Source organism: Kitasatospora sp. NPDC096077 (genome assembly GCF_040303245.1).
GTDB lineage: Bacteria > Actinomycetota > Actinomycetes > Streptomycetales > Streptomycetaceae > Kitasatospora.
This window is the reverse complement of the sequence record NZ_JBEOSV010000067.1, coordinates 14,738-28,317: the sequence shown is the minus strand read 5'-3', so window position 1 is coordinate 28,317 and position 13,580 is coordinate 14,738. Positions and strand designations below refer to the sequence as shown.

At 70.5% G+C, this 13,580-nt stretch carries 7 protein-coding genes; 1 reads left to right on the top strand and 6 read right to left on the bottom strand.

Annotated features, from left to right (window positions below; genetic code table 11):
* Window positions 1-24: 24 nt before the first annotated feature.
* A complete protein-coding gene (locus ABTZ03_RS35785) occupies window positions 25-2,844 on the top strand; it encodes a helix-turn-helix transcriptional regulator (protein ID WP_350517350.1) in 2,820 nt (939 codons plus the stop codon).
* A 331-nt stretch (window positions 2,845-3,175) separates the two neighbouring features.
* Here the strand turns inward: ABTZ03_RS35785 and ABTZ03_RS35780 are convergent, their stop codons facing one another.
* The 6 genes from ABTZ03_RS35780 to ABTZ03_RS35750 form a co-directional block, all read right to left on the bottom strand.
* Window positions 3,176-3,418: a hypothetical protein gene (locus ABTZ03_RS35780; protein ID WP_350517349.1), complete on the bottom strand. Its 243-nt coding sequence runs from the start codon at window positions 3,416-3,418 to the stop codon at window positions 3,176-3,178.
* Between the two features lie 1,362 nt (window positions 3,419-4,780).
* Window positions 4,781-4,981, bottom strand: coding sequence for a hypothetical protein (locus tag ABTZ03_RS35775; protein WP_350517348.1), 201 nt, complete (start codon window positions 4,979-4,981; stop codon window positions 4,781-4,783).
* A gap of 1,212 nt (window positions 4,982-6,193) precedes the next feature.
* Window positions 6,194-10,246 (bottom strand): nSTAND1 domain-containing NTPase, encoded by a 4,053-nt coding sequence (locus ABTZ03_RS35765; protein ID WP_350517347.1) that lies wholly within the window; start codon window positions 10,244-10,246, stop codon window positions 6,194-6,196.
* Window positions 10,247-10,751: 505 nt separating this feature from the next.
* Window positions 10,752-11,300, bottom strand: a complete 549-nt coding sequence (locus tag ABTZ03_RS35760; RefSeq protein WP_350517346.1) for a hypothetical protein — start codon at window positions 11,298-11,300, stop codon at window positions 10,752-10,754.
* 599 nt (window positions 11,301-11,899) lie between these two features.
* Window positions 11,900-12,658 (bottom strand): glycosyltransferase family 2 protein, encoded by a 759-nt coding sequence (locus ABTZ03_RS35755; RefSeq protein ID WP_350517345.1) that lies wholly within the window; start codon window positions 12,656-12,658, stop codon window positions 11,900-11,902.
* Window positions 12,659-12,663: 5 nt separating this feature from the next.
* On the bottom strand, window positions 12,664-13,452 hold the full coding sequence (locus tag ABTZ03_RS35750) for a GntR family transcriptional regulator (protein WP_350517344.1): 789 nt from the start codon (window positions 13,450-13,452) through the stop codon (window positions 12,664-12,666).
* Window positions 13,453-13,580 lie beyond the last annotated feature (128 nt).

The following is a 13,580-nucleotide window of genomic DNA, read 5'->3' as shown; positions in this document are numbered from 1 at the left end:
CGGCCGGCTCGATAGGGTCGGGGCATGCTGTACGGGAGGGAACACGAACAGGTCGCCGTGGACGCCTTGTTGGCGCGGGCGCGGGACGGACACAGCGGCGCACTGCTGCTCCGGGGCGAGGCGGGGATCGGCAAGACCGCCCTGCTGGACGACGCCGTCACCCGGGCCGGGGAGGCGTTCCGGGTGGTCCGGGCGGCCGGTGTCGAGTACGAGGCCGAACTGCCCTTCGCCGGGCTCAGCCTGCTGCTGGCGCCCGCCCTGGACCGGCTCGACGTCCTGCCAGGTCCGCAACGCCGGGCCCTGGAGCAGGCGTTCGGCCTCGGCGACGCCCCGCCCCGGGCGCCGCAGCCGTCCGGCACGTCCACCGACCGACTCCTGGTCGGACTCGCCACCCTCGGACTGCTCGCCGAACTCGCCACCTACCGGCCGCTGTTGTGCGTGCTCGACGACGTGCAGTGGCTGGACCGGGCCTCCCTGGACGCCGTGCTGCTGGCCGCCCGGCGGCTCCAGGCCGAGGGCGTGGCCCTGCTGCTGGCCGCCCGAACCGAGCCCGGCGCTCCCGCCGAACGCCGACTCGGCCTGCCCGAACTGCGGGTGACCGGCCTGGCGGAGGCCGACGCCACCCTGCTGCTCACCGAACGGGCCGGTCCCGACCTGCCCGCCGCCGTCCGGGACCGGCTGCTCGCCGAAGCCGCCGGCAACCCGCTCGCACTGACCGAACTCCCGGTCTCCACCGGCCCGCAGGCGAACACGGCGGGGGGCCTGCCGCTCACCAGCCGGCTGCTGATCGCCTTCCACGGCCAGGTCACCGGCCTGCCCCCGGCCACCCAGACCCTGCTCCTGGTCGCCGCCGCCGAGGAGAGCGGCGACCTGGATGTCCTGCTGCCCGCCGCGGCCGCGCTCGGCGTCGGCGCCGAACACCTCACCCCCGCCGAGGAGTCGGGCCTGGTCACGGTGACCGCGGACCGCCGGATCGCTTTCCGCCACCCGCTGCTGCGCTCCGCGCTCCTCCAGCGCGCCCCGCACCACCAGCGGCTGACGGTCCACCGGGCCATCGCCGCGGCCCTGCCCGAGGGCGACCGCCGCACCTGGCACCTCGCCCTCGCCGCCACCGCCCCCGACGCCGAGCTCGCCGACGCGCTGGAGCGCACCGCCGTCCGCACCGGACACCGGGGCGGGCACGGCGGCGCGGCCGCGTACGAACGCGCCGCCCGGCTCACCCCCGACCGCGACGGGGCCACCCGCCGCCTCGTCCTGGCCGCCGAAGCCGCCACCGAGGAAGGCGAGTTGGCGCGCGCCGAGGCCCTCGCCGACGAGGCCGGGGCCCGTACCGACAGCGTCCTCGCGCACGCCCTGCTGGACCACGTCCGGGCCGTCGCCCACTTCTGGCGCGGCTCCTACCCGACCGCCTACCGACTGCTGCTCGACGCCGCCCTCGCCCTCGCCGCAGAGCAGGCCGCCGCGGAGCAGACCGCCGTCGAACAGGCCGCCGTCGAGCAGACCGCCGCACCCGGCCCGGCCGAGGCCGTCGAGCCCGCACACGCCACCCGGATGCTGCTGCAGGCCTTCCACGCCGCCTGGTACGCGGGGGAGGAGCCGGTGGCCGACGTCCTGGACCGGCTCGCCGCCCTCCGACTGCCCGCCGACGACCCCGTCGCCCCGCTCGCCCGCTACCTGCCCGCCGCCGTCCTCCCGGCCCTCGGCCGACCCGTCGCCGCGCCGCCCCCGGCCCGGGAGGCCGTCGAGGCGGCCCGCCGGGCGGGCGCCGAGAGCCCCGCCGACCTGGTCCAACTCTGCGGCGCCACACTCGTCCTCGGCCGCGACGAGGAGACCCTCGACCTCGGCGGCGAACTCGTCGCCGAGGCCCGCGCCAAGGGCACCCTCGGGGTGATGCCCACCCTGCAGTTCTTCCTCGCCGAGGCCGAGCTCTTCCACGGCCGCCACGCCGACGCCGAACTCACCGCCACCGAGGCCCTCGTCCTCGCCCAGGACACCGGCCAGCACCAGTGGGTCAGCCAACTCAGCGCCCTGCTCGCCTACCTGGCCGCCCTCGACGGCCGCACCGAACGCTGCACCGAACTGGCCACCACCGCCCTCGCCACCACCGGCCCGCAGACCGCGGCCCCCGCCGCCGGCCGCCCCTGGGCCCACTGGGCGCTCGCCCTGCTCGACCTCGGCCAGGGCCGCGCCGCCGGCACCGCCGACCGCCTGCTCACCCTCACCACCGGCCCGCACCGCCACCACGTCAGCGCCACCCGGGCCGTCCCCGACCTGGTCGAGGCCGCCGTCCGCCTCGGCACCCCGGACCGCGCCGCCGAACCCTACGAGCGCTTCGCCCGCTGGACCGCCGCCGCCGACCGCCCCTGGGCCGAGGCGCTACGCCTGCGCTGCCAGGCCCTGCTCGGCCCCGACGAACTCGCCGAACCCGCCTACCTCGCGGCCCTCGACCTGCACGCCACCACCGACCGCCCCTTCGAACACGCCCGCACCGCCCTCCTCTACGGCGAATGGCTCCGCCGCACCCGCCGCCGCACCGACGCCCGCCCCCACCTCACCGCGGCCCTGGAAACCTTCGACCGCCTCGCCGCCCACCCCTGGTCCACCCGCGCCCGCACCGAACTCTCCGCCACCGGCACCCCCGCCACCCCCCTCTCACCCCCGTCCGCCACTTCCCCCCTCACCCCTCAAGAACTCCAGATCACCCGCCTCGCCGCCCAGGGCCTCACCAACCGCGACATCGCCGCCCAACTCTTCCTCAGCCCCCGCACCGTCGCCCACCACCTCTACAAGGCCTACCCCAAACTCGGCATCACCTCCCGCACCGCCCTCCCCACCACCCCCTGACCTGCGCGGCACGCCCCGGCGTCCTGCCGAACCCTCTCGGCAGGACCCCGGTTCCGGGCTCCTCCCAAGAGAGCCCGGAAAAGCGGTCAGGGCCGATGTCCCTTGCGAGACACCGGCCCTGAGCTGGTGTTACTGGACCGGCCTGGCGGGATTTGAACCCGCGGCCGCTTCGCCCCGAAGCAACCTAGACGCCCGCCTGACCTCGGCGCACACTGCCGCTGGCCTACCTAAGCGGTCCGCGAGCGTTCGTGGCCGTCCGCCGAGGTGCGACCCGTTGTAGCGCAGCTAGACACTCAGCCCGCATACCGCAAGTTGCCCAGCCGAACCGCAACTACAGCAGCTTGTACGCCCATCGCTCGGCGTTCATGCTGCCCGCCGGTCGCTCCACCAACCCCGTGGCCGCGCGCCGCACGACCACCGAGCTCCGTTCCGCCCAGAGTTGATCCCCAGAGGCCAGGAACAGCGGTTGATCGAGGTCGAAGACGTAGCAGCCAGGCTCGAAGTCAACGCGGTTCAGGAGCAGCATTCTGGCGGTCGTGACCGGTGAACCATTGAGCATCATGTGGGCCATCATCGTCGGCTCCTGCGGTCTGAACACCTGCTTTACAAGGACGCGCGTTCGACACCCCGCGTGACCTGCAGATCAGCTGACCTGTGGGTTCCCCACCCTTCGCCCCGCCGGGGACCGTGGCTCGCCGCGACACACCGTCTGTTCTGGCACGCCTATGGCACGTCGCATCACCTCGTAGCGCTGCCGGTCGATCGGGCCGACCGACAGCATCCTCACGACCTCGGTGAAGTCGTCCCAGAGCCGAGCAGTAGCGCCACCGCGCCAGCTGCAGCTGACAGAGCTGCTGGGAGGAGGTCGGCTGGAGCGCGCAACACGATCACGATGATGACCACCGCTGCTGGCCAGAACCCGGGTGTCCGAGTTGACACGACAGCAGGCGGAAGGGAAAGACTCATGGCGGTACCTCCACTGGGGTACTGGTGCCCACCATGCCACTCTCGGTTCCCGCCTCGGTGGCGTGGTGGGCGTTCCTGTTTGGTCAGCGACCGTAGCAGCGCCCACAGTTGAGGCTATACGGGCGCCATATCGAGCATTCAATCTCGGATGCTTGCTGTTATCACAAGTCACGCAGCGTGATTTCCTCAGGGCTTCTCTAGCTTCCTCACGGCGACTCTCCAGTCCTCTGCTGCATGCCAACTCTGGCTCGACGCCACGCTCCGTAGACATCCAGGTTGGCCTGATCTCACACCCTCAGCGCCCTGGTCCCAGCACCCATCGGCCGCTCAAGTGCAACTACGTCGCGTGTCGGCGCATCAACTCGACGCCGAGAAGACGCTAACGGGGCACGGACTCCCGTCGTAAACGGCCGCAATCAATACAAGCCCCAGGAAGTTGCTGCGAGGGACTGGCATGAATGGCTTCGTCGTCCACCGTCCCTGAGTAGATGGAAGACCTACCGTGACCAGCGTCGTCGCCTGTCAAGTCACAACCAGCATGGCTTATCAGGCCTGTCCCGGACGGCTAGGAGCCTCCAGCACAACTTCGAAACTCTGCGAGATATTGAGAAGAGCGTCGAAGCTCTCAGCCATCCGCAGTTGGCCGATTCCAGACGGTTCAACGCCAATCACGAGGGCGGTGGAGCGGTTTTGGCCGGTGTCCTGTCCGGGCTGGGGTCGAGCATGATACGGGGGCCGTAAGCTGCTGCGACTCGGTCAGGGCTTTTGGACCTGACCGCAGTTTGGCCGAGTGGCCCCCGATCTTGCTCGACGCGGGTCCCTGCCCGGAGAGGTGGGTAAAACCGCGGAGCCGCCCGCCCCAGCCACCCCGCTGCGCTTGGACAGGGGCAGCGGCGCGCGCAGGGCGCGCGCCCTTGACCTAGTAGAGCGGAATTCGGCAGTGACTCCGGGGGGGTCCGGGACTCGCGCTCTACAGCGTGACGGTGGCTACGGCAGCGTCGTCGTGGGCCTTCCCACGGGGCCAGCGCTGACCATCGGCGTCGCTGAGTTCGGCAGTGCGGACTTCCCGGATGAGCGCGGCCGGCCCGTGGTCGCGGATGAGCTTCAAGGCCTCCGCCCAGTCGGCGAGATGGAAGCGGTCGACCAGGCGGGACGCGCCGTCGCTGAGCATGGTGAACCCGGTGACGTCGGCGCGCGGGACGCTCCCGGTGAGCGATGGGGCACTGCCTCGAAGCGCTCTGGGATCACTGGTGTGGACCAGGGCTGAGGCCGCCTGGCCGCCGTCGACAAGTCGGAGGAGAACAACCTGGTCGTGACCTGCGCCACGGCTTCGTGTCCCTGCTCTCGGACGGCGGCGTGCCCCTGGAGGAGATCTCCCGGGAGCAGATCCGTCTTGTGATCCGGACCGGCGCGACGGGCATGGACGACTTGCACTCCCAAGACGCTGAGGCTTAGTCACTCAGGTCATCACGCACAACGACAGAGGGCCTGCCGGATTTCTCCGGCAGGCTCTTTGTACTGGGTCGGGGTGGCGGGATTTGAACCCACGACCTCTTCGTCCCGAATGAGGTAACGGTACGGGTGCACGCTGCGGAAGCTTCTGAACCCTCGCGTGATGGCGTCGGGGGCTGCGGGCCCGATTGGTGGGGCGAGGCTACCGCAGCTTGATCCACTCCCGGCTCACTCCCAAGACGGGGGCGGTCCGGTGTCCACTCCTCTCCGGTGCTCACTGATCACCAACTCCCTTGTAAAGGCCGTCGGTGAGGTCCCGCCGTACGTCACGCGCCGGTGCCGGGCGTCTCGCAGCCGCCGGTGCTTTGCCTGCTGGTGCTCCCCGAGGTGAGGGGGCTGACGCTTGCCGTTGGAGACCCGGAACACGCGTAGGGGCCCGCCGGGGACGGCGGGCCCCTACGCGTGTTCCGGCGGGGGACGGCGGTTGGACGGCTCGCCTCCCGGCGCAGCCGTCCCGCGGTGGTCGGCCCGCCCCCGCCGATCCACGGACCGCCCGTTCCGCATCCTCGGACTACCGCAAGGCTGGTGGAGGGCACAGCAGCGGAGTACAGCAACCACCGCAACAGGCGCCGACCTTCCCCACACTCCACGGACCGGCTGACCACTCAGCAGGCCCCGCGACCACCCTGCCAATAGTTCGCATCGAGGGGGCCAGGGGTTCGAATCCCCCGGAGGCTCAACTGGTTTCGGTCAGAGCTGATCAAGGGGGACCGCACTCGGCGGGTGGCTGTACCCGTAGCAGACGCAAGAGCCCGACCGCTGGCGACGGGGGATGCGCAAGCGATCGGGCTATACAAGCGTAGCAAGGCCACCCTGTTGGCGGGAGCCTGCTCCAGGCCTGCGGCGCCGGCGCGTGATTGATATCACGCCGTCAATAGTCGCACGGAGGGTCGTACGGGAGCCGGGGCAGGTACTCCTGCCACTTCTCCGGTGTCAGCACTCCCCGAGTGGTCGAGCAGATATGACCGATCGCCGCGTCGACGTCCAGGTTCCACAGCCGCAGGGTGTCGGCACCGCTCGATACGCCGAGCAGGTGGCTCTTGGGGCTGAACGACAGGAAGTTGCCCCTCTTGGCGTTCGGGCTGATCGACTGTCCGATGGCCGTGGCCTCGGTCGGGTGGGCGACGTTCCAGAGGCGGACCGTGTTGTCGTTGCCGCCGCTGGCCAGGGTGTGGCCGTCCTGACTGAATGTCAGCGAGGCGACCGCCTCGGTGTGGCCGGTGAGTGGGGAGCCCAGTGGCCTTGCCCTGAGGGGGTCGGAGGTGTTCCAGAGGCGGACTGTGTCGTCGTTGCTGCCGCTGGCCAGCGTATGGCCGTCCGGGCTGTAGGCGAGCGCGTTGACGGGGCCGAGGTGGCCGCTCAGGGGCGCGCCGAGTTGGGTGACGTGACGGGAGTCGGTCACGTTCCACTGTCGGATGGTGGTGTCCGCGCTGCCGCTGGCCAGCGTACGGCCGTCGGGGCTGAAGACAAGGGCGTTGACGTACCCGGTGTGACCGGTGAGGGGGGCGCCGATGGGGAGGAGGTGGGACGGGTCGGCGACGTTCCACAGCTGGATGGTTCGGTCGTCGTAGGCGGTCGCGAGCATGTGCCCGTCCGGGCTGAAGGCCAGCGCGTCGGGGCCGGCGAACCGCGTGCGGAGTGCGACGGGCGGGCCGTCGGGGACGGGGTGGGCCGGGTCGGTGACGTTCCACAACTGCACCGACTGTGCCGTGTTGTCTCCCGTCAGCATCGCGAGGGTGCTGCCGTCAGGGGAGAACGCCAGCGACCGTAGGGAGCCGCCCCCGGGTGCGAAGGGTTCGCCCAGCGCCACTGGCCGGCCGGGCGTCTCCACGTTCCACAGTCGGACCCTGCCGTCGCCTGCGGCCGTGGCCAACACCCGTCCGTCCGGGCAGAACGCACCGATACGGCCGATCATGTCCAACGTCGGGATCGACCACAGGCGGACCTTGCTGTCACCGTTCCCGGTGGCGAGCGTCCGGCCATCAGGGCTGATGCCGAGCGCGTACATCTCACCGCTGCCGCCGGCGAGCGGCTCGCCGACCCGGGACGGGTACGCCGGGTCGCTGACGTTCCACAGGCTCGCCGTGCTGTCCGCGCTGGCGGCGGCGAGCATGGTTCCGTCCGGGCTGAAAGCCACCGACCAGACGGGGCCGGTGTGGCCGGTGAGCGGCGCGCCGAGCGCTGCCGCGTGACGTGGGTCGGCCACGTTCCACAGCCTGATGGTGTCGTCCGCACTGCCGCTGGCGAGTGTCCCGCCGTCGGAGCTGAACGCCACGGAGTGCACGGTGGCCGTGTGCCCGGTCAGCACGGTGTCGATGGGCGTCGGACGGCTGGGATCGGCCATGTCCCAGAGCCGGATCGTGGCGTCGTCGCCACCCGCGGCCAGCGTGCGCCCGTCGGGGCTGAACGCCACGGAGCGTACGGCGGCGGTGGACCCGGTCAGGGTGCCGAGCGTCTTCGGCCGACCAGGGTCGGTCATGTCCCACAGGCGGACGGTGTGATCCTCGTCGGCGGAGGCCAGTGTGCGGCCGTCCGGGCTGAAGGCGAGCAGGTAGATCGTGCCGTCATGGCCGGTCAAGGGCCCGTCGATCGGACGTGGGCGACTCGGATCCCGTACGTCCCACAATCGGATCGTGCCGTCGTCCGAGGCACTGGCGAGGGTGTGGCCGTCCGGGCTGAAGACCGCGGTGCTCACCCAACTCGCATGACCAGTGAGGGGTTTGCCCAGGGGGACCGGGTGGGTTCGGTCCGCCACGTTCCACAGCCGTACGGTGTGGTCATAGCTGGCGGTGGCGAGGGTCCGCCCGTCCGGGCTGAACGAGGTGAGGTAGACGGCGCCGGTGTGGCCGAGGAGGGGCGTGGCCAGCGGCGCGTTCACGATCGAGATGATCCGATTGCTCGTGCTCTCGTCCTTCGGCCGCAGGCGGTGGGCCACCAGGTCGAGTTGGGCGGACAACGACGGATCGGTGTACTGGACGCGGTCGGCCTCGGCGAGCACCTGGTCGAAGACAGCGTCGTCGCGCTGCTGCCACGCCACCACCGCCGCGCCGACGGCCAACATGGCGAGGACGACCAGAGCCGACACGGCACCCCGGCGCACCCGGACCGTACGCTTGTGCAGGCTGACCGAGGCGGCCAGGAACTCCACCGCGCTGCGGGTCAGGAAGGTGTCACCGGCGGATTTCGCCCAGCCGTAGGCCTGGTCGAGGCGGGACCCCCGGTAGAGCAGCGACGAGTCCCGATGCGAGCCTTCCCAGGCCCGGCCGTCCTCCTCCAGGCGCTGGCGCAGCAGGTTGCCGTTCCGGTCTTCGTTGATCCAGTCGCGCAGGCGAGGCCAGGCGTGCAGCAGCGCTTCATGGGTGATCTCCGCCGTCTCCGCGTCCAGCGTCACCAGCCGCGCACGCACCAGTGCTTCGAGCGACTCCTCCGTCTTGCCGGGGTCCGTCGACTCCTCGGCCAACTGCCGCCGCGTTGCGCGCCTACGGGTGGCCTGGGTGTCCTCGCCCAGCCGGACCAGACGCAGTAGGAGCAGCCTCGCGGCGGTACGCGCCGCCGGATCAAGACCGGACCACGCCTGCTCGGCGGTTGCGGCCACCGCCCCCTGGATCCCGCCCGCCGCCCGGTAGCCGGCCAGCGTCAGCCGCCCCGCCTTCCGCCGCTGCCAGGTCGCCAGCAGAGCATGTGAGAGCAACGGCAATACCCCCGCGTTGTGCGCCCCGCGGGGTCCATCGGCACTCACTTCCCGGACGATGAGCTCCGCCAGCCCCGGCTCAAGTTCCAGTCCTACGGCCTTGGCCGGACCGGTCACCGCCTCGCGCAGCTCAGTGGTGGTCAGCGGCCCGAGCACCATGTGGCGGTGTTGAAGCGCGTCGGCCAGTTCGGGATAGCCGAGGCACTGCTCGTAGAAGTCGGCGCGTATGCCAAGGACGACAAGCACCGGGGCATGCTCGCCCGGCTCTGCGGGCGAGCACGCGGCGTGGAGGACCTGAATGAAGAGGCGCCTGCGCACTTCGTCGGAGTGGAGGGTGAATGCCTCCTCGAACTGGTCCACGATCACGACCGGACGGGTTGCGGAGTCAGCCTCGCGATGGGCCCAGGCGGTGACGGCCCCTCGCACGGCACGCGCGAACCCGGGTGTGCCAGGTGCTACGGCAGCCGGTTCCTCTGGCGCCGACCCGTCCATGGCCGCGACGACGCCGGCGAGCTCGGGGATACGACGGGTCAGCTCGGCGAGAGGATCGACGCCCGGCACGAGTTGCACGACGCGACCAGCCTGCCCGCTCCTCTCCCCCAGCGCATTGCTCTGCAAGGCGGGCACGAGACCGGCATGGAGGAGGGAGGACTTGCCGGCCCCCGAAGCGCCCACGAGCATGACCAGGCCACCCGTCCGCTCGGCCGCGCGGAGCAGGGCGACGAGGGTGTCCGTGCTCCGTTCACGGCCGAAGAACCATCGGGCATCCTGCCGACGGTAGGAAGCGAGCCCCCGGTACGGACACACGCCGCCGGTAATGACGGCCGGCGTTTCGCCACGGGCCCGTTCGTCCGCTAGCGCCTCCGCCCCTGCCTCCGCGGATGCGGTGGTCCGGTCTCCGGCCGGATCGGCCACCGCCCGCTCCCACAGGGACTGCCACCGGGCGACGTCGTACAGGCCTGCGGACACGGGCACCGGCCGCGAACGCCGGGCCTCGGGGATCAGGATGTGCAGGACGGCGGAGAGGGCGGCGAACTGGGCAGGCACGTTCCTGGCCCGTCGCCAGTCACTAATCCGCTGGGCCGACACCCGCACGGGCAGCCCGCGTTCGTCGACCCGCTGCAGCCGGACGACCCCCTCGGACACGCGCTTGAGTGGAGGGTTGCCTGCCTCCTTGTACAGCAGCGCGAGCTGTTCGGCGAAGGCGGCGCGTGCCCCTGCGTCGGGCGCCAATGCCTCTCCCTCCTCACTTCCCCCGCTGTCGGACGTCCGGACCGGAAAATCCACTTTATATACCTGACCTGCGGCTAAGCACCGATCAGACGCCAGCACCCTCCTCGGCGTGCGCCCCGACTGGCACGATCGGAATGCGTCGTCCGGACAGGCCCCAGGCCCAGTGCTCGGAGACCGCCCACGAGGCCGCCGCATGGTCCGGTACCGGTCCCCACAGGGGAGGGACCGGTGCCGAACCATGCGGCGTCGCAAAGCCGGTCGGGCCGGATGCTGATTGCTCGGCAGCCGACCCGGCCTCACATTTCTCTGCCGGGGTGGTGGGCGTCGACCTCGTAGCCGCATCGTCCCGAATTGGGCCCTGGATCACGCACTGCCCAGACCGTGGAGGCTCGGGCAGCCTGTGGGTTCCGCCCGCGTGACGGATGGAACCCGGACGGCTGCGTCAGGTGCCAGGAGCATGTATTCCGTGCGCGCCCTTCTGCACGTGTGCTCGGGATGCTCTCTCTCAGCTCTGGTTGCGATTCGAGCTTCCTCTCGGAGGTGGCAAGAGCAGGTCTCGTTCCGGGTGGCTCTCGCCGCTGACGTTGCCCTGGACGCCGAGGTCCTGGCGGGCGGCGTCGTGGAACCCGTTGATGGCGCCGAAGACGGCGCGGTTACGGGTGCGCCACTCGTCGAGTGTGCCGTGGACCTTGCCGCCGGCCTGCCAGTCGACTTCGAGGGCTGCCGCGTTGAGCCGGTGCCCGGCCTCTACGACCTCGTCGCCCCCGAGGAGCATGATGCGTTCGAAGGCGCGGCCGCGCTGCCAGCCGGCATCCGCGAGCTCCGTGGTGAGCTCGTGCTCGCCCTTGGGGCTCGCGTGGACGCCCTCCTTGTGCTCGTAGAGCTGGACGGCGAGGAAGACGCACGACCTGATCTTGTCGATGTAGCCCTCGTACGCGTTGAGCTTCTTCTCGTCCCACCGAGTCAGCAGCTCGTGTTGTTTCCGACGCCGCTCCATCGCGTGGTTGGTGAGGTGCGTCGTCAACGCACCCGTGAGGACGGCTGCGATCGTCACAATCTGCTCGGCCGCGGCCAAGTCGCCCCCCAAGACACGCAGTTCTCTTGATGTCTTGAGGATTCTAGGAGTTGGACGGGATGCGTGGCCCTGACAATGGCTGACTTGCCGCATGTCTGTCGGTGCGCGCTGTGGCAAGCAGGCTGAAACATCGGAGCGCTGCATCAGCTCGCTGGGCAGCGTTCGGCGGGGGCGTGACACTGTGACAGATGTGGCGAGCGGCACCGGGACTTCCTTGAGTGCGGCCTCGGTCGGCCAGGTGCGGCGGAGTTCATCGTGGGTCAGGTGCGGTGCACGGGCAGCTGGACGCTGGCGCTCTACGTCGGTGACCTGTTGGAGCCTGCCGAGCCCCACATGATCAGGATCCGCCCGGCCTGTGCGGCGGCGCCGAAGTGAACGCCTGGGACTGTGCCCAGCCCAGCGCACGCGTCTGGCGAAGTTCGAGCAGGGAGGGGAAGTGCAGTCGCCCCGGGCTGATCGTGCCCGAAGGTCGGCCAGGCCACCCCATCCCTGAAGTGCTGCCCACGGATGAGCCCGGACACCTCTCGGTCCTGGAGAGGTGTCCGGGCTCTTGCCGTTCCGGCCGCGAGACGAAATGCTCAGGCCCCGGCGGGGTACTGCCACGCCAGACCCGCAAGCAGCTCTGCCCTGGCTTCGATGACCGTCATCCGGGCCTCGCGCTCGGCCCAGTCGACGTGCGCGGCCTGGCCGGTCACCTGGCCGGGCCACTTTCGGTAGTGCAGGCCGACCTCCGGGGAGAACCAGCCACGGCTCACTGCGCTGAGTGCGAGGAGAAGGCCGGTGTCCTCGGAGGCGGGGAGGGCCATCCAGGCGCCGAGGGCGAGCAGCAGGTCGCGCCGGATGCAGAGCGTCGCCGGGTGGACCTGGGCGCGGTAGTCGTGAGCCTTCCAGTGGTCCAGGACGGCACCGCGCTCGATGGGGCCGGCGGGCGGGTCCTGGTCGAAGCCGACGAACGAGCCGTCCGGGAGTAGGTCAAGGACACGCGAGGTCGTCCAGCCGATCTCGGGGTTCGAGGTGAGCGCGGCGATATCGCGCGCGAGGGCGCCGGGGGCCAGCTGGTCGTCAGCGTCCAGCACCTTGACGTACTCGCCCTCGGCTCGGGCCATCGCCATGGTCCGAGCCATGCCCGCACCGCCGGGTCGGCCCTGGCGGAAGCTGATCCGGATGTCGTCGGGGACGTAAGGCGCGACCTGGTCGCTCCTGCCGTCCTCCTGGATCAGCCAGAGCCAGTCCCAGCCCTCCGGTAGTTCCTGCTCGCAGAGCGACTTGTAGGCGTCCGGCAGAAACGACGCGGCCGGCGGGTGGACGGCGGTGACGATGATGATGCGCCGCTGCACGGCCCTCACCACCTTTCCAGTCGAGTGGTGAAGGTCAGCTCCGTGCGGTCGCCCGGGAGGGTGACGTCAGCGATGTCCACGACGCGCCCGTCGACGTCGATGGAGGTCTTCCGCAGCACCAGGACGGCGGTGCCGGGCGGCAACTCCAGTTCCTCGGTCTCCTCGGCCGTCGGTGGCCGGGCGGTGACACGCTCGATGACCCGGTCGACCTCGATGTCGACTGTGTGGAGCTGGTTCTGCGTCCCGCCCGGCCAGGGTTCTTTCGTGGTGTCCAGAAGGTCGGGGTTGCCCGCGATCATGTCGTGGACCAGGTACGAACGGGTGAGGTTGAAGGGAGCCGATTCCGTGCGGTAGCGCGTCCGGAAGGTTCGCTCCAGCAGAGTCGTTCCTTCTGCCACTTCGAAGGCGGCGGCCCACTCCGCATCTGCGGTGATCTGCCGGTACTCCGCAGCGAAGACCAGGTCGTTCGGCTCCAGACCGGTGTCGCGCTCCGTCGCGCCGGTCTGCTGGCGCTCCGTCAGCGAGACGCGTGCGCGGTTCTTCTCCCACTGGTGCCGGTCGTTGCTGCGCTGCACGAGTTTGCGCGCCTTGCGGACGAAGTTGCCGCGGCCGTGCTGCTTCTCGATCAGCCCTTCGGCCTGGAGGAGGGCCAAGGCCTGGCGAATGGTCGGGAGGCTCTTGTTGAACCGCTCGACGAGGTTCGTCTCTGCCGGCAGCCGGTCGCCGGGCTTGAGTTCACCTGCCCGGATGAGCTGGCGGAGGTCGTCTGCGATGCGCTCGTACGCCTTCGCCATGGTGATCACCGTCCTAGTCGGCTAGCGGACACCAGCATACGAGTCCTCAAGAGGACTTGATGAGTTGGGGTGGCGCAGCTCATAGTCTTGGATAACTCCTAAAGAGGACCTGAGGACAGGATCTCTTT